General features: G+C 73.9%; 13 protein-coding genes. All 13 read right to left on the bottom strand.

The genetic code is table 11. The features are described from left to right. Positions 1 to 3 precede the first annotated feature (3 nt). Positions 4 to 774: a glucose-1-phosphate cytidylyltransferase gene (gene rfbF / locus Q7A36_RS01410; RefSeq protein WP_305101849.1), complete on the bottom strand. Its 771-nt coding sequence runs from the start codon at positions 772 to 774 to the stop codon at positions 4 to 6. Further along, a complete protein-coding gene (locus tag Q7A36_RS01405) occupies positions 771 to 3,152 on the bottom strand; it encodes a tetratricopeptide repeat protein (protein ID WP_305101848.1) in 2,382 nt (793 codons plus the stop codon). Before Q7A36_RS01405 ends, rfbF begins: the two co-directional genes overlap by 4 nt. A gap of 197 nt (positions 3,153 to 3,349) precedes the next feature. Beyond that, positions 3,350 to 4,084 (bottom strand): glycerophosphodiester phosphodiesterase, encoded by a 735-nt coding sequence (locus tag Q7A36_RS01400; RefSeq protein WP_305101847.1) that lies wholly within the window; start codon positions 4,082 to 4,084, stop codon positions 3,350 to 3,352. Positions 4,085 to 4,228: 144 nt separating this feature from the next. Then, positions 4,229 to 5,173, bottom strand: a complete 945-nt coding sequence (egtD, locus tag Q7A36_RS01395) for an L-histidine N(alpha)-methyltransferase (RefSeq protein WP_305101846.1) — start codon at positions 5,171 to 5,173, stop codon at positions 4,229 to 4,231. Continuing rightward, complete coding sequence (egtB, locus tag Q7A36_RS01390; RefSeq protein ID WP_305101845.1) at positions 5,170 to 6,375, bottom strand: ergothioneine biosynthesis protein EgtB; 1,206 nt, start codon at positions 6,373 to 6,375, stop codon at positions 5,170 to 5,172. Before egtB ends, egtD begins: the two co-directional genes overlap by 4 nt. Before the next feature lie 137 nt (positions 6,376 to 6,512). Beyond that, on the bottom strand, positions 6,513 to 7,658 hold the full coding sequence (locus Q7A36_RS01385) for a hypothetical protein (protein WP_305101844.1): 1,146 nt from the start codon (positions 7,656 to 7,658) through the stop codon (positions 6,513 to 6,515). Positions 7,659 to 7,718: 60 nt separating this feature from the next. Beyond that, a complete protein-coding gene (locus Q7A36_RS01380) occupies positions 7,719 to 10,049 on the bottom strand; it encodes an O-linked N-acetylglucosamine transferase, SPINDLY family protein (RefSeq protein WP_305101843.1) in 2,331 nt (776 codons plus the stop codon). After that, positions 10,033 to 11,481 (bottom strand): tetratricopeptide repeat protein, encoded by a 1,449-nt coding sequence (locus tag Q7A36_RS01375; RefSeq protein WP_305101842.1) that lies wholly within the window; start codon positions 11,479 to 11,481, stop codon positions 10,033 to 10,035. The genes Q7A36_RS01380 and Q7A36_RS01375 overlap by 17 nt, the downstream gene beginning before the upstream one ends. Positions 11,482 to 11,486: 5 nt before the next feature. Beyond that, complete coding sequence (locus Q7A36_RS01370) at positions 11,487 to 11,849, bottom strand: flagellar biosynthesis regulator FlaF (RefSeq protein ID WP_305101841.1); 363 nt, start codon at positions 11,847 to 11,849, stop codon at positions 11,487 to 11,489. 124 nt (positions 11,850 to 11,973) lie between these two features. Then, positions 11,974 to 12,810, bottom strand: a complete 837-nt coding sequence (locus tag Q7A36_RS01365) for a flagellin (RefSeq protein ID WP_305101840.1) — start codon at positions 12,808 to 12,810, stop codon at positions 11,974 to 11,976. A 168-nt stretch (positions 12,811 to 12,978) separates the two neighbouring features. Beyond that, positions 12,979 to 14,379, bottom strand: coding sequence for a hypothetical protein (locus tag Q7A36_RS01360; protein WP_305101839.1), 1,401 nt, complete (start codon positions 14,377 to 14,379; stop codon positions 12,979 to 12,981). A 151-nt stretch (positions 14,380 to 14,530) separates the two neighbouring features. Beyond that, the gene (locus Q7A36_RS01355) at positions 14,531 to 14,752 is read right to left on the bottom strand and encodes a hypothetical protein (protein WP_305101838.1); all 222 of its coding nucleotides are present in this window, start codon (positions 14,750 to 14,752) and stop codon (positions 14,531 to 14,533) included. 186 nt (positions 14,753 to 14,938) lie between these two features. Next, positions 14,939 to 15,832 (bottom strand): L-threonate dehydrogenase, encoded by an 894-nt coding sequence (gene ltnD / locus Q7A36_RS01350; protein WP_305101837.1) that lies wholly within the window; start codon positions 15,830 to 15,832, stop codon positions 14,939 to 14,941. Positions 15,833 to 15,884 lie beyond the last annotated feature (52 nt).

Below are 15,884 nucleotides of genomic sequence, written 5' to 3'. Positions count from 1 at the left end.
CGCTCACCAGAGCCTCCAGGGCGCCCGGCCCCCCTGCCACATCCGTTCGAGCTGGTCGCGGTCGCGCAGCGTGTCCATCGCCTGCCAGAATCCCCTGTGGTCATAGGCCATCAGCTCGCCGTCGCGGGCCAGCGATTGCAGCGGCTCCTCCTCCCACATCGTCGCGTCGCCCTCGATGCGCTCCAGCACCCGGGGCGATAGGACGAAGAAGCCGCCATTGATCGTGCCGCCGTCGCCCGCCGGCTTCTCGACGAAGGCCCGGACCGCGGCGCCGTCGCGCGCCAGCGCGCCGAAGCGGCCGGGCGGCACCACGGCCGTCACCGTCGCCTGCCGCCCATGCCCCCTGTGGAAATCGATCAGCGCGCGGATGTCGATATCGCCGACCCCGTCGCCATAGGTCATGCAGAAGGCCGGCTCGTCCACCACATGGGGGGCGATGCGCCTGAGGCGCCCGCCGGTCATGGTGTCCTCCCCGGTATCGACCAGCGAGATGCGCCAGGGCTCGGCCGAGGGCCGCACCACCTCCACCCGGCCGGAGGCGAGGTCGATGGTGAGGTCGGAGGCATGCAGCCTGTAGTTCAGGAAATACTCCTTGATCTGCCAGCCCTTGTAGCCGAGGCAGATCACGAAGTCGGTCACGCCATGCGCGGCGTAGATCTTCATGATGTGCCACAGGATGGGCCAGCCGCCGATCTCGACCATCGGCTTCGGGCGGAGCTGCGTCTCTTCCGACAGCCGCGTGCCGCGGCCGCCGGCCAGGATCACCGCCTTCATCGCCGCGCAACCTCCAGCGCCCTGTCGTAGAAGCCCTGCACGAAGCGGTCCGCCTGGCCCAGCGGGTTGCGGCGGATCATGTCGCGCAGCCCGTGCCGCAGCAGGCGCCGCCGCGCCCGGTCCCCGGCCAGCGCCACGGCGGTGCTCACGTAGTCCTCGAGGCTGAAGACCGCGAGGTCGCCGAGCCCGGCATTGCTGAGGTTCGAGTAGCTCAGCCGCTCCGGGAAGCCCGGCCCGACCAGGGAGACGCAAGGCACGCCCATCCACAGCGTCTCGCAGGTGGTGGTGCCGCCGACATGCGGCAGGCTGTCGAGGGCGATGTCGATGGCATTGTAGTGCGGCAGGTGCGCGCCGCGCACGCCGACATAATCGAGCCGGTCCGGATCGACGTCGCGCGCCGCGAAGGCGGCCCGGGCATTGGCGACGAAGGCCGCACTGCGGGCCTCCGGCCGGACGAAAAGGAAGCGCGACCCCGGCACGGCCCGCAGCACCGCCGCCCAGGCATCGAGGCAGGCGCGGGTGAACTTGTAGGGGTTGTTCATGGTGCCGAAGGTCAGGGCGCCGCGCCGCTCCTCCGGCAGGCTCTCCTCGATCGGCACCGGGCGGAAGCCGAGATTGCCGAGCGTCACCCAGGTCTCCGGCATCTCGAAGGGCTGCTCGATCAGCAGGCCGGGCTCGCTCGGCTTGATGTAGGGATCGACCAGGATAGTGTCGATCTGCTCGAGGCCGGCGGAATGCGGGTAGCCCAGCCAGCTCGCGCCGATTCGCGCCGGGCGATAGGCCATGACCGAGAGCTTGTTCATCGCCGTGGTGCCGCCGAGCTCGAAGAGGATGTCGAGCCCGTCCCGCGCGATCCCCTCGGCGATCTCGCCCACCGGCCGGCGCGGCCACCAGCGGAAGCCGGTGACCTGCCCCTCGATATGCGCCTGCACCTGGTCGCGCGCGCGTTCGTAGAAGGAGTAGCAGTAGACCTCCACCCGGTCGCGGTCGTAGCGCTCCAGCAGCGGCAGGGCGAAGTAGCTGACGGGGTGGTCGCGCAGGTCGCTCGACATGAAGCCGATGCGCAGCTTGCGGCCGGTCTGGATGGCCGGCATCGCCGGCCGCGCGACCGGAGCGATCAGCCGCGCCTCCCGCTGTCCCCATTGCCGGTGCCACTCGACGATACGGAGGCGGTCCTCCAGCGTCTCGACATGCCCGAGTTCGTAATGCAGCGCCGCGATGTCGCCATCGCCCATCCAGCGCGGCGCCAGGTCGGGCAGCGCGCCGGTCTGCTCCAGCCGGTCTAAATCGAGGCAGCGCATGAACACCGTGCGCAGCGGCTTGGCATGGCGCCGCGCCTCGCCCGGCATGGTGCGGAGCATGGCGCAGGCGCGCTCATAGGCCTCTTGCAGATGCGCTGCCTCGTCGTCGTAGCGGCTGCGCGCCAGGCTCTCAATCAGCAGCGACTGGAGCTGGCCGTGGCGCGGATTCGCCGCCACCCCCTTGCGCAGCGCCGCATTGCCCGCCCGCAGGTCGGCATCCCCGTGGATGCGGGCGATCAGCATGCAGAGGATGGCATCGCCGGGCCGCTGCTCCTCGGCCCGGGCGGCGATGGCCAGCGCCTCCTCCCGGCGGCCGAGCCGCAGATAGACCCGGGCGCGGAGGATCTGCACATCGAGGTTGCCGGGCGTCAGCGCCTCCAGCCGCTCCAACGCCGCCAGCCCCTTCTCCACCTGGCTGGCCTCGATCAGCGTGCCGATCAGGTCGGTCCAGCCGCCGAGCAGCCCGGGGGTGATGGCGATCGACCGCTCGAAGGCGGCGATCGCCGCCTCGACCTCGCCGCCCGCCCGCAGCGCGCGCCCCTGCAGGCAGACGAGGTAGCCGTTCCGCGGCTCCAGCTTCGCGCCGGCGGCATAGGCCGCCGCCGCCTCCCGGAACCGCCCCATCTGGTCATGGACATTGCCGAGGTTCTGCCAGGCGGCGGCGGCGCGGGGATCGAGCCGGCGGGCGGTCTCGAGCGCGCGGATCGCCTCCTCGAGCCGTCCGGCGCGCTTGAGCATGACGCCGAGCAGGTTGGCGAAGGCGAACTCCTTCGGGCGCCTCGCATGCGCCGCCGCGGCGACGGCCACGGCCTCCTCCGCCCGTCCGGCCGCGCTCAGGGCGCTGGCATGCGGCAGGGCGAGCGCGGTCGCCGAGGCGCCGGCCGCGATCGCCCGCGCGAAGGCCTCCACCGCCTCGGGGGCGCGGTCGGTCTCGGCGCAGAGCAGGGCGAGCTGCTGCCAGAGGGAGGCATTGCCGGGCTCCGCCTGCAGCCGCCGGCGCAGCTCCAGCTCGGCGATCCTGGCCGGGGCGGGCGCGGCGGCGGGGGCACGACGGGGCGGGCCTTTCTGGGGTCTCATCGCAGGGTCTCGTGACGCGGGCGGTGCGCGCGGGGTGCGGCCGTTCTGGCCCCCCGTCGGCTGCCAGCGTGTCGGGGCCTTCTGGGGCAGCCTGGTTGACGGTGACTTACGAGCACTCCCCAGGCGTAACGTCCAGAGGCTACGAAACCGATACAGCGAAGCCCAGCGGTCCCGGATCGCGTTGAAGTGGCGGCCCGTCAGCCCCGCAACCGGAGCGCCAGCGGCGGGTCGTCGGTCGCGATGGCATCCAGGCCGAGGGCGAGGCCGTGCCGGATCGTCGCCTCGTCATTGCCGCCCCAGGCGCCGACCGCGAGCCCGGCGGCGCGGAAGCGCGCGACATCGGCGGCCGCGAGCTCCGTCACCGGCAGGCCGATCTCCTCTGCGCCGCAGGACCGGGCGAGCGCGATGGCGCCGGGCAGGCCCATGCCGCGCCAGGGCCTCGCCTCCAGCAGCAGGACCAGGCGCTGCAACCCGCCGGCCGCGGCGAGCTCGGCGACGGTCAGGGGCTCGAAGCTCATCGCCACCGTGCGGCCGCGCAGGCCCGCAGCGTCGAGCACGGCGAGGCAGGCGGGGACGATGCCGGGATAGGGTCGGCCCTCCCCATCCGCCTTGACCTCCAGCCGCAGGATGCGCCCGGAAGCGCGGACCATCGCCGCGGCCTCGGCCAGGGTCGGCGGCGGCTCGCCGCCGGTGCCCATCACCCGCACCTGCCGCAGTTCGGCCAGGGTCCGGGCCCGCACCGGCCCGCGCGCATCGGTGGTGCGGTCGAGCGTCGCGTCATGCATCACCACCACCTCCCCATCGGCGGAGAGATGGACGTCGAGCTCGAGCTGCTCGGCCGGCAGGGCGAGCGCCTGGCGGAAGGCGAGCGCGCTGTTCTCGGGCCAGAGGAAGGCGCCGCCGCGATGGCTGGCGATGTCGGTCCATTGCATGGGCGCGGGTGTAGCAGCCCTGCCGCGGGGCGCGGAGGGCCCGGAGCATCCTCGCGCTGCACGATCAGCGCGAGGATGCTCCAGGCTCCTGATCTGGGGAACAGATTCACGCCGCCGGGCGGGTCCGCCCTGCGGCAATCGGCGCTACCCCTCCAGCAGCCAGACGGAGAAGAGCCGCGCCGGGTCGGTCCACATCGCGGCCGCCCGCCAGCCCGCCGCCGCGGCCAGGGCCGGGAAGCGTTCCGGACGGTATTTGTGGCTGCTTTCGGTGTGGATGGTCTCGCCCTCGGCGAAGGCGAATTCCCGGCCGCCCAGGCGCACCCGCTGCGGCCGGAGCGAGACGAGGTGCATCTCGACCCGCTCCCGCTCCGTGTTCCAGACCGCGCGGTGGCGGAAGCCGGCGAGGTCGAAATCCGCCCCCGCCTCCCGGTTCAGCCGGCGCAGCAGGTTCAGGTCGAAGGCGGCGGTGACGCCGGCGGCGTCGTCGTAGGCGGCCTCCAGCACCGCCCGGTCCTTCACCAGGTCGGCGCCAAGCAGCATGCGCGACCCGGCGCCCAGCGTCTCCCGCGCACGGCGGAGGAAGGCGGTCGCCTCGGCCGGCTCGAAATTGCCGATGGTGGAGCCGGGGAAGAAGCCGAGCCGCGGCGCCGTGCCGAGCCGCCGCGGCAGGGCGAAGGGTTGGGTGAAGTCGGCGACCACCGGCAGCACCGGCAGGCCCGGGCGGGCGGCGGCGATGCGGCTCGCGGCGCCCTCCAGCCATTCCGGCGCGATATCGACCGGGACATAGCAGGCCGGCGCGCGCAGGGCGGCGAGCAGCAGTTCCGCCTTGGCGCCGTCGCCCGGGCCGAATTCCACCACCGCCGCGCCGGGGCCGATGGCCTCGGCGATCGCCTCGGCCTGGCCGGTCAGGATCGCGACCTCCGTCCGGGTCGGGTAGTATTCCGGCAGCCGGGTGATCTCCTCGAAGAGCCGCGCGCCCTCGGCGTCGTAGAGCCATTTGCAGGGCAGCGTCTTCGGGCTGGCCGAGAGGCCGGAGACCGCATCCGCCAGCAGGGCCGCGCGCTGCGACGCCTCCGTCGTCCCGCTCACGCCGCATCCTCCGCCAGGCGCAGCGCCGTGAACTGCCAGCGGGCGCCGGGCGGGAAGAAATTGCGGTAGCTCGGCCGGGTATGCCCCGGCGGCGTGGCCAGCGAGCCGCCGCGCAGGACCATCTGGTTGATCATGAACTTGCCGTTGTACTCGCCGACCGCGCCCTCCCAGGGCCGGAAGCCGGGATAGGGCAGGTAGGCGCTGGCGGTCCATTGCCAGCCGATCCCGGTGGCGTCGCGGAAGCCCGGCAGGGCCGAGGCCACCTCCCACTCTGCTTCCGTAGGCAGCCGCTTGCCGGTCCAGCGGGCGAAGGCCTCGGCCTCGTACCAGGAGACATGCCGGACCGGCGCCGCGGGGTCGAGCGGGCGGAGGCCGCCGGGTGTGTAGTGCATCCAGGCCTCGCCGCGGCGGTGCCAGTGCATGGGCGAGTCCCAGCCCTCGGCGGCGCAGGCGGCCCAGCCGTCGCTCATCCAGAGGGTCGGGGTGCGGTAGCCGCCATCGGCCATGAAGGCGAGCCAGTCGGCATTGGAGACCAGGCGGTCCGCGATGCGCGCGCCGGCGATCCAGCTGCGGTGGCGCGGTGCCTCGTTGTCGAAGGCGAAGCCGGGGCCGGCATGGCCGATCTCGGCCAGCCCCTCGGGCAGCGTCAGAAAGCGGGCCTCCCCGCGGGCGGCCGGCGGCTCCCGCCAATCCGGGTCATAGGCCGGCAGCAGCGGGTTCTGCGACAGGGCGTGCAGGATGTCGGTCAGCAGCAATTCCTGATGCTGCTGCTCGTGCTGCAGGCCGAGCTCGACCAGCGGCGCGGCCTCGGGCGGCAGGTCGCGCAGCAGCGCCGCCATGCCGGCATCGACATGCGCGCGGTAGTCGGCGACCTCGGCGGCGGAGGGGCGGGTCAGCATGCCGCGCCGCGGCCGGGCATGGCGCGGCCCGGCGGCCTCGTAATAGGAGTTGAAGAGGAAGCCGAAGCGTTCGTCGAAACGGCGGTAGCCCGGCAAATGCGGGACCAGCAGGAAGGTCTCGAAGAACCAAGTCGTATGCGCCCGGTGCCACTTGGCGGGGCTGGCATCCGGCATGGACTGGATGCACTGGTCCTCGGCGGAGAGCGGCGCCGCCAGCGCCTCGGTGCGGCCCCGGATGGCGGCATACCGCGCCTCGGCCGGCATGGGGCTGCCCGTCGGGCCGCGGGTCTGGATCAGGTTCATGCCCCCTCCTGGTGGTTCCGGCCCTGGTGGCAACAGAAGCCCTGCGGCCGCCGATGGTTCCGGCGCCCGCAGGGGGCTTCGTTGCCATCCTCGGCGACGTTACCGCCGGCGGCGAGCCTCGGCGTGATGAATTTCCGTCAGGCGAGGTGCAGGCTGGGCAGGGGCACCGCCACCCGGCCCTGCCAGGCGCAAGGCCCGGCCAGGCTCGCGCGCACCTGCCCCGGCGGCGTACCGTCCAGCACCAGCAGCAGGTCCGGCAGCGCCTGGTCCAGCGCCGCCGGCGGCAGGACGGGGATCAGGCTGCCCGGCAGTTCGAGACCGGCCTCGCCGGTTTCGGGGTGGACGGTGAAGGCCAGCAGGTCGGGCCCGAGCCCGGTCGCCGCGACCAGGGTCGCCGCGGCCGGCCCGGCGCCGAAGCCGGCGACGAGGCGACCCTCCCGCCGGGCGGCGACGAGCAGTTCCAGCACGGCCAGCCGTGCCTCGGCAACCGCGACGGCCGCCTGCCGGTAGGCCTCATCCCCCTCCAGCCCGGCGGCGCGTTCCTCCGCCCGGCGCGCCAGCACCGCCTCCGCGACCGGCTTGGTGCCGTCCTCGGCATGCCGGACCAGCAGGCGGAGCCAGGGGCCGGGGCCCGGGACCGGCTCCACCTCGAAGGGCACCAGGCCATGCAGGCCGAGCAGCATTTCGGCGACCAGAAGGGAGGGCAGGCAGGGCAGCGCATGGCTCAGCAGGTCGAAGCGGTTGCCGCAGAGCCGCGCCAGCAGGTCCGGGATGTCGAAGACCGCGACGCCGCCCGGGGCGAGCAAGGTGCGCACGCCGGCCAGCACGTCGCCGATATCGGGCACCGTCGCCATGACGGGGCCGGCGAGCAGCAGCACTGGAGGCATTCGCGTCTCGCGCAGGCGGATGGCGGTGAGCACCCCGGTCGGCACTGATGAGGCCGGGATGTCGCGGTCGCGGAAGGGCGCCAGCAGGCCGGGATCGAAGGCCGCGACCGGCGTGCCGGGGCCGAGCCTGAGGCGCGCCGCGATCACCCCGGCGAAGCCGTCCGGGGGCTGCGATGGCGGATCGCGCGGCGCGATGCCGATGCTGCCGAGCTGGACCAGGCGGCAATCGCGGCAGACCAGGGCCCGGAGCGGCGCGCAGGCAACCGGGCGCAGGCCGGCGCCGGCCCGCACCGGGTCCACCGAGAGCGGCACCAGGCCGAGATCGGCCACCACCGCCTCCAGCGCCGCCCCGCACCCGCGGCACAGGGTCGCCTGCCCCCGCTGGAACGCGACCAACCGGCCCGTCTCCCGTCCAAGCTTTCGGTCCGATAAGGCGCGCCGGCGGGCTCCGTTGCATCACAGCGGCGTTGCCGTATCGCACCAATTGCGCCAGGCACGCCGCAGCGCAGCAGAGAGCGCCCGACCGAAGCGCGGCGCATCGGTCAGCGGCGAGGCTGCGACCCGCGCCCGCAGCCCCGCGCGCAGCGCCGCCAGCCCCGGCAGGTCCCGTGCGCGGTCGATGGCGAGCGCGACATAGGCCGCCTCGTCCGCCGCCGCCCAGTCCGCCAGGCCCGTATTGCTGAGATGGCTGAGGGCATGCCGGCCGCAGAAGCTGTCCCCCGCCAGGGTCACCACCGGCACGCCCATCCACAGCGCCTCGCAGACCGTGAGGCCGCCGGTATAGGGGAAGGGATCGAGCGCGATGTCGATGCCGCCATAGGCGGCGAGCAGTGCCTGGTGCGGCACCCCGCCCTCCAGCGCCACGCGGTCGCTCGGCAGCCCGTGGCGGGCGAGACGGTCCCGCACCCGGGTGGCCGTCGCCCGCTCCCCGAGCGCATGGGTGCGCAGCACGAGGCGCGCCTCCGGCAACGCGGCCAGGATGCGGGCCCAGGCATCGAGCACGCGCGGCGTCACCTTGGCGAGGTTGTTGAAGCAGCCGAAGGTGATATGGCCGCGGGCGAGCGCGGGCAGCGGCACGACCTCCGGCGCCGCGGGCGGCGGGGCATAGCAGACATAGCCGTCCGGCAGGCGCAGCAGGCGCTCGGTGTAGAAGCGCTCGTAGCCCGACGGCGTCTCCCATTGATCGGTCAGCATCCAGTCCAGGCCGTCGAGGCCCATGCTGGCATTCTGCATGCCGACCCATTTGACGATCACCGGCGCGGGCTTGCGCGGGACGAGGCCCGGCCGCCCGCCATCGCCATAGCCGCCGAGGTCGAGCAGGATGTCGATGCCATCCGCGGCCATGCGCGCGGCGAGCACTGCGTCGTCGAGCGCCGCGACCTCCCGCCAGAGGGCGCAGCGGGCGCGGAAGCGTGCCGCCATGGCGTCCTGTCGCGGCTTGAGGCTATAGGCGAGAAGTTCGAATTCCGGCTCCGGCAGCGCCTCCAGCCCCGCCAGCGTCAGCCAGCCCACCGGGTGCTGGCCGAGGCCGCCGGAGAGGAGCCCGATGCGCAGCGGCCGGTCCGGGTCGCGCGGCCGCGCCGGCGGCGGGGCGGCCGGGCCGAGCCGGTCACCGACCGCGCGGGCCGCGGCGAGCAGCGCCGCGGCATCGCCCTGATAGGGCAGCACCGACATGCGCGTCATCAGCGCCGCCGGGCCGCCGGCCGGATGCGCGACCGCCGCCTCGGCCGCCTCGAGCGCCGAAGCCTGCTCGCCGAGCGCGTTCAGGGCGAGCGCCCGGTTCATCAGCAGGATGGGCTGCGGGCCGAAATCCGCGACCGCCGCCTCCAGCACCTCGAGCATGGCGCAGAGCCGGTGCTGCTTCCACAGCACGGTCGCCAGGCGGTTGCGCAGGTCGAGATCGGTCGGGCGGGCGGCGATGGCGGCGCGCAGCAGCGGCTCGGCCTCCTGCCCCCGGCCCGCATCGGCGAGCGCGAGGCCGAGGGCCGCCTGGATCTCGGTCTCTTCGGGCGCCAGCGCGGCGGCGGCGCGCAATTCGGCGAGGGCCGCGGCCGGCCGGCCGGCCGCCGCATGGATCCCGGCCGCGGCCAGCGCCCAACCGGCGGCCGCGGGATCGGCGGCGGCCCGGCCGGCGAGGGCGCGCAACGCCTGCTCCTCCCCAGCCTCCCGCAGCAGGGCCTCGGCCAGCAGGCGGGCGGCGCCGGCATGCGCTGGGCGCCGGGCCAGCACCGCCTCGGCGCGGCGGATCGTCTCGGGCAGGTCGCCCTGGCGCAGGGCGAGGCGGGCGGCGGCGACGTCCAGTTCCGGCTCGTCCGGGTCGAGGGCACGGGCGGCGGATATGCCGGCCGCAGCCGCGGCGATCCGGCCGGCCTCCTCGTCGAGCGCGGCGAGCGCCGCGAGGGCCGGGACATGCCCGGGATCGCAGGCGAGGGCGCGGCGGAAGAGCGCTTCGGCGCGCCCCGCCTCCCCGCGCAGGCCGGCGATGGTGGCGAGGCGGAAGGGCGGCTCGGCATGGGCGGGCAGCGCCCGGGCCGCCGCCTCCAGCGCCGGCACGGCCTCCGCCAGCCGGCCGAGTTGCATGAGCGCGAGGCCGAGATTGAGCGCGGCGAGGCCGCCCCCCTCCCCGGCTGCCACGGCCGCCTGCAGCAGGGGCACCGCCGCCGCCGGCGCGCCGGCGGCGAGCGCGGCGAGGCCGGCGCGCCAGGACGCCGCGCCCGCCGGCACCGCGGCGACCGGTGCGTCAGGGACCGGCGCGTCAGGCACCGGCGCGTCAGGGATCGGCGGCATCGGCCACCACCAGCAGGCCGGGCACCTCCTGCTCGGCGTCGCGGCGCAGCGCTTCCTCCCGGCACTCCAGCGCGCGCAGTCCGGCACCGGCGAGGCAGGCGGCGAGGTAGTCCGGCGCATGGGCGTAGCGGCCCTGCGGCCCCAGCCGCCAGGCGGCGCCGGGCTCGGCGCGCTCCAAGCTGAAGACCAGCAGGCCGCCGGGCGCGAGCCGGGCGCGGCAGAGCGCCAGCACCGGCTCGAGCGCGCCGAGGTAGCAGAAGACATCGGCCGCGATGATGAGCGCATAGGCGCCGGTGTCCTGCCGCAGCGCATCGACGATGTCGGCCTGGCGCAGGCCGGCATAGAGCCCCTTCGCCGCAGCCTGCTCCAGCATGGCGGCGGAGAGGTCGATGCCGGTCAGCGGACCGCCGGGCAGGTCCGAGAGCGCGACGCCGACCAGGCCGGTGCCGCAGCCGAGATCGAGCACCGGGCCGAGTGCCGCCTGCCCCGCGGCGATCGCCGGCCGGCGCCGCTCCAGCGCCCGCCGCACCAGGCCGGGCACGCGGTAGCCGAGGCCGAGCAGCGAGGCCTCGAAATGCGGGGCATAGCCGTCGAAGAGCGTCGCGACATAGGCGGCCGGCGCGCGGTCCGCGGCCGTCCCGCCCGCGGCGGCGGCGAGATGCGCGAGGTAGTCGCTGCCCGGGGCGAGGCGGGCGGCGGCGGCGAAATGCGGCCCGGCCTCGGCCAGCCGGCCCTGCTGCACCAGGGCATGGGCGAGGAGGCTGTGCAGCGCGGCCTCCGCCACGCCGCGGGCGAGGGCGGCGCGGGCGATGGCCTCGGCCTCCCCCGCCGCGCCGGCCAGCAGCGCGGCCTGGGCGCGCAGCGCGGCGATGCCCGGCGTGCCGGGGGCCGTCGCCTCGCACTGCGCCAGAATCTCGGCCGCCGCCGCGTGCCGGCCGGCGCGCAGGAAGGCCTGGCCTAGGCGGAGCTGCAGCGTCGGGTTGCCGGGATCGGCCCGCCAGGCCTCGCCGAGGAACCAGATGGCCTCGTCGTGCCGGCCGGCCTCGAGCAGGGCGGCGGCGAGCAGCAGCCGGCCGGCGAGGTCGCCGGGCTCGGCCATGACGGCGGCGGCGGCATCCTCGGCGGCGGGGGCGTGGCGGCCACGGGCGAGGCGGATGCGGGCGCGCAGCCGGCGGAGCGGCGCGGCCTCCGGCAGCCCGGCCATGGCGGCATCGGCCGCCTCCTCGGCCTCCTCCGGCCGGCCGAGCTGGAGCAGCGCCTCGGCCCGCAGGGCGGCGGTGGACTTGGCATCCTCGAGGGCGCCGAGGCGGTCGAGCATGGGCAGCGCCTCCTCCGCCCGCCCGTCGCGCAGCAGGGTGCGGGCCGCAGCGGCGAGGCGGGCGGCGGCGGCCCCGGGCATGGGCGGCGGCGCGGGCGGCAGGCCGGGCTGCATGGCGGTCAGCGCCACAGGCCGGCGGCGAAATGCTCGTTCATCTCGGCGATGAAGCCGAGATCCGGCTCGGGCCGGTCGAATTCGCGCAGCACGGCGAGGGCGACGCCCGCGATCTGGCCGCGCAGGGCCGGCGGCAGGACATTGGTGGGATCGAGCACCAGGGCATGCACCACGTCCCAGAGGCGCCGGTTGTCGGCGAGCGCGCGGGCGCGGGCGAGCGGCCCCTCGGCCTCGGCGGCGCGGATCGAACGGGTGGCGCGGGCGAAGACCTCGGCCTCCATCTGCTTCGGCGTGAGGCGGCGGCGATAGGCGGCAGCGCCGGAGAGGGCGGGCTGCGGGGAATCGGGTGCGGGATTCGGGTTGGTCATGCGCAGCATTCCTTGCTGGAGTGCCGCTCGGGCTCGGCCGCGACGGCGATACAGGGAGCGTCGGCCGGCCTCCTGCCGGCGGTGCCGTGGCCCGCGCGCGGTGCGGGGCGGACGACGCGGCGGATCAGCGGAAGAGGCTGAGCAGGGTCTGCGGCGCCTGGTTGGCGATGCCGAGCGCCTGGGTGCCGAGCTGCTGGCGGATCTGCAGCGACTGCAGGCGGGCGGATTCCTTGGCGAGGTCGGCATCGACCAGCGCGCCGAGGCCGCTTTCCTGCGCGTCCATCTTGGCCTTGTTGTAGGTGATCTGGCTGTCGACGTATTTCGAGTAGCTGCCGAAATTGTTGAGCTGGGTGAGGGTGTTGCTGATGGCAGTGGAGAGCGCGCCGGTCGCCGTCAGCGCCGCCGAGGCGGAGGCCTGGTCCCAGGTATTGGCGGTCGAGATGCCGTCGAAGATGTTGGTCAGCGCGGAATAGCCGCTGAAGGTGTAGGTCACGCCGGCGCCGTTGCGCACCACCGTATTGGCGAGGGTGCTCACGCTCTCGTCGAGGATGTTCTTGCCGTTGTAGCTGGCGTCCTCGATGAAGGCTTTGACGTTGTTGGTCAGCTCCTTCACCTGGGTCTGGTACTGGGTGCGCTGCTCGGTCGTGATGGAGTCGTCGGCCAGCTTGACGACGAGTTCCTTCATCTTCTTCAGGGTGTCGGAGACATTGCCGAGGCTGGCCTGGGTGACGTCGAGCAGGCCCTTCATGCCGCCGAGCTGCTCGTTCGCGGACTGGGTGGCCGCGATCTCGCCGCGCACGCGCTCGGCGACGGCGAAGGCGGCGCCGTCGTCCCTGGCATCGGCGACGCGATAGCCGGTCGAGATGCGCTTCTGGGTCGCGGCCAGTTCGTCCGATGTCCGGTTCAGGGACTGCAGCGCCACCATGGCGCCGTTGTTGGTGTTCACGGAATTCAGGGCCATGCGGGTTTTCCCTCGGGTTGCCGGGCCCCGGTTCGTTCGGGACCACGGCTCCCAGTCTCCCGCAGCGGCGGTGAAGGCGGCGTTAAGCCGCCCGGTCGGGCCGGCTTGCATGGTGGGCGAGCCGATTCAGACCTCCGGGCCATCCGGCCCTTCGGTCATCGGCACGCGTCAGGCGATCAGGACGTGACTGTCCGGCACGGCGGATACGCCCGGCAGGATCACCCCGCCCTGCGCCCCGGTCCAGGTGACGCCGAGGCCGGCGAAGCCGAGCGGGGCGGTGTCCCAGTAGATCAGGTGGTCGCCGGGGATGCCGCTGAAGGACAGGTTGTCCTGCGTGGGATCGAAATTCGCGATGGTCGTGGCGCCGGAGCCCTGGCTGAAGACCCAGGTCTCGGCCGCCGCCGTCCCGGTGAAGCTGCCGCCGGCGGCGCCGACCTGCACCGCATTGCCGGTGGCGGTGTCCGGCCCGGCGACCGCAGCGCCGCCGACCGCCAGGCCATGCGCATCCACCCAGATCGGCAGCCCGGCATTGTCGTAGACCGCGTGCCCTTCCCCGGTACCGTCCGCGCCGGCGAGCCGGCCATAGCCATAGCCGTAGTAGAGCTTGGCGCCGGCCGGGATGAGGCCGTTGAATGAGACGTAGAGCGTGTCCGGCCCGCCGATGGCGAGCGCGGCGGCGCCGCCGCTGATCTTCGTCCCGTCGGCGCCGATGAGGGACCAGCCGACGCCCTGCGCCGCGCTGGCATCGAGCGCCGCGAGGCTGCTGGCGGCGTCGAAGGCGACCTTGAGCATGAGCTGGTTGGGGGCCGAGACGGTGGCGGAGATCACCTCCGGCCCGAGATTGTCGACCTGGCCGCCGGCCAGCGCGACCGCCGAGCCGGGCTTGGCATAGGCGGCGAAATCCTGGGCGATCGAGAGCGCGATGCGCGTCGCCAAGATGTCCTGGTCCTGCCAGGACATGTGCGACCCGCCATAGGTGCCGTTGATGTCCCAGTCCATGTTGGCGTCCTGGATGCGCGCCGCGATGCTGGCATTGAAGGCTGGGTTGTCGGCGAGCTCCTCCATCCCGATCCGGATCGCCTGGTGGCCCGCATCGGTGCCCGAGCCATAGGGGATGGCGCTGACGAAGAGATAGGGCAGCGAGGCGGCATCCTTGCCGAAGGCCTGGCGGACCAGCGCGGCGTCGTATTGCACGGCGCTTTCCCAATAGGCCGGCGTGAGGGTGCCGAAGCCGCTGTCGTATTCGCTGTGCAGCCAGACCACCGCGGTCGGCTCGGCCTTCTGCGCCGCGGGCAGGGCGTTGATGTAGTTCAGCAGGCCCTGCTCGAGCTGGCCGACCTGCCAGCCGCCGGTCGAGGTCGGGTTGAGCCATTCGTTAAGGAAGGAGGTCCCGCTATAGACCGTATTGCCCGCGGCGTCCGGCTGGTCATGGGCATATTCCAGCGTCACCTTGTCGGTCACGCCGTCGAAGCCGAGCAGTTGCTGGGCGCGCGCGACGATGTCGTTGCCGTGGAACAGCCCGGTCAGGAAGGCATTGGACTGGCCGCGCAGCAGGACGTTCAAATCCACCGAAGAACCTCGCATCTGGGAGCCGGCGCGGTCGCCGGCGAACCTCCCGATCATGCGAGAAGCTAAGGATCGAACCTAAACGCGAGCGTGTGAACAACCATACAAGTGCCTGGAGAAGTCTTCATCAACCATTGCGGGAATAGCCGAGCCCTCAGAACCCCTGCAGCCACAGGGCAAGCTCCGCGAGGCCCCAGCCGGCGAGCAGGCCGAGGATGCCAAGCAGGCTCGCCTCCTGCAGCGCGCCGAGGCCGGTGACCCAGCCCCGTGCCGCGCGGGCGGTGCGGCGGGCGGCGGGGGTGAAGGAGACGGCCCTGGCCCCGGCGGGGCGCGGCGGGATGGCGAAGCCGGCATCGGCGAAGGCTGGGGTGTGCATGACCCCTATAGGAACAAAGTGCGAACAGGGGCGCAAGAGGGAAAGTTCACCCTCTGTTCATGACATCGTGCCTCGGTCCAAGGCGCCCGCGCAAGCGGAACGCACCGCTCTGGGCGTGGCCGCTTGCATGTTGGGCGGGCCGATTCAGGCCTTCGCGCCCTCCGGCGCTCCGGCCATCGGGCCGACTCAGTCCTTCGGCAGCCGGATGCCCGTCAGCGCCTGATAGGCACGGATGACAAAGGCGTCGTCCTTGCCGCCATGCCCCTGGGCGCGGGCCGAGACGAAGAGCTGGTGCGCCTGCGCGGCCAGCGGCGCCGGAAAGGCAACGCTGCGGGCGAGGTCGCCGACCAGGCCGAGATCCTTGACGAAGATGTCGACCGCCGAGCGCGGGGTCTCGTCGCCCTCCAGCACATGCGGCATGCGGTTCTGGAACATCCAGGAATTGCCCGCGGCCGTGGTGACGATGTCGAAGACCGCCTGCGCCTCGAGCCCAGCCTTGAGGCCGAGCGCCATGGCCTCCGCCGCGACGGCGATGTGCACCCCGGCGAGAAGCTGGTGCACCACCTTCATGGTGGAGCCGAGGCCGGGTTCCTCGCCCAGCCGCCAGACCTTCTTCGCCACCGCATCCAGCAGCGGCTTCGCCTTCGCCATGGCGGCGGGGCTGCCGGAGGCCATGACGGTCATCTCCCCCGCCCGGGCCGCGACCGCGCCGCCGGAGACGGGCGCGTCCACGTAGAGGAACCCGGCCGCCCCGGCCTTCGCCGCGAGCCGCCGCGCCTCCTCGGGCGCGATGGTGGAGGAGTTGACGATGACGGCGCCGGGGGCGAGGCGCGGCGCCGCGCCCTCCGGCCCGAAGAGCGCCGCCTCGCATTGCCCGGCATTCACCACCAGGACCTGGACGGCCTCGGTGCCCTGCGGCAGGTCGGCGGCACGACCGACCGCGGTGCCGCCGGCGCCGGCGAACTCCGCCTGGGCGCCCGGCCGCGGGTCGCAGCCCGCCGCCTCCAGCCCCGGCGCCTTCAGGAGGCTGAGCGCCGCCCCCATCCCCATGCTGCCGAGCCCGATCACCGCGACGCGCATGCGTCCCCTCCCCCGTTCCGCTCTCCGGCCAGCATCCGCCGCGGGCCCGGGG

Origin of the sequence: Paracraurococcus lichenis, assembly GCF_030657435.1 — a bacterium.
GTDB lineage: Bacteria > Pseudomonadota > Alphaproteobacteria > Acetobacterales > Acetobacteraceae > Paracraurococcus > Paracraurococcus lichenis.
Note: the sequence above shows the minus strand (reverse complement) of the source record. Positions and strands in the feature narration are given on the sequence as shown.

What these genes read in the sequence shown, in the direction of transcription:
- rfbF (WP_305101849.1), bottom strand. Translation starts at nt 774, where the DNA reads ATGAAGGCGGTGATCCTGGCCGGCGGCCGCGGCACGCGGCTGTCGGAA.
- Q7A36_RS01405 (WP_305101848.1), bottom strand. Translation starts at nt 3,152, where the DNA reads ATGAGACCCCAGAAAGGCCCGCCCCGTCGTGCCCCCGCCGCCGCGCCC.
- Q7A36_RS01400 (WP_305101847.1), bottom strand. Translation starts at nt 4,084, where the DNA reads ATGCAATGGACCGACATCGCCAGCCATCGCGGCGGCGCCTTCCTCTGG.
- egtB (WP_305101845.1), bottom strand. Translation starts at nt 6,375, where the DNA reads ATGAACCTGATCCAGACCCGCGGCCCGACGGGCAGCCCCATGCCGGCC.
- Q7A36_RS01380 (WP_305101843.1), bottom strand. Translation starts at nt 10,049, where the DNA reads ATGCCGCCGATCCCTGACGCGCCGGTGCCTGACGCGCCGGTCCCTGAC.
- Q7A36_RS01375 (WP_305101842.1), bottom strand. Translation starts at nt 11,481, where the DNA reads ATGCAGCCCGGCCTGCCGCCCGCGCCGCCGCCCATGCCCGGGGCCGCC.
- Q7A36_RS01370 (WP_305101841.1), bottom strand. Translation starts at nt 11,849, where the DNA reads ATGACCAACCCGAATCCCGCACCCGATTCCCCGCAGCCCGCCCTCTCC.
- Q7A36_RS01365 (WP_305101840.1), bottom strand. Translation starts at nt 12,810, where the DNA reads ATGGCCCTGAATTCCGTGAACACCAACAACGGCGCCATGGTGGCGCTG.
- Q7A36_RS01355 (WP_305101838.1), bottom strand. Translation starts at nt 14,752, where the DNA reads ATGCACACCCCAGCCTTCGCCGATGCCGGCTTCGCCATCCCGCCGCGC.
- ltnD (WP_305101837.1), bottom strand. Translation starts at nt 15,832, where the DNA reads ATGCGCGTCGCGGTGATCGGGCTCGGCAGCATGGGGATGGGGGCGGCG.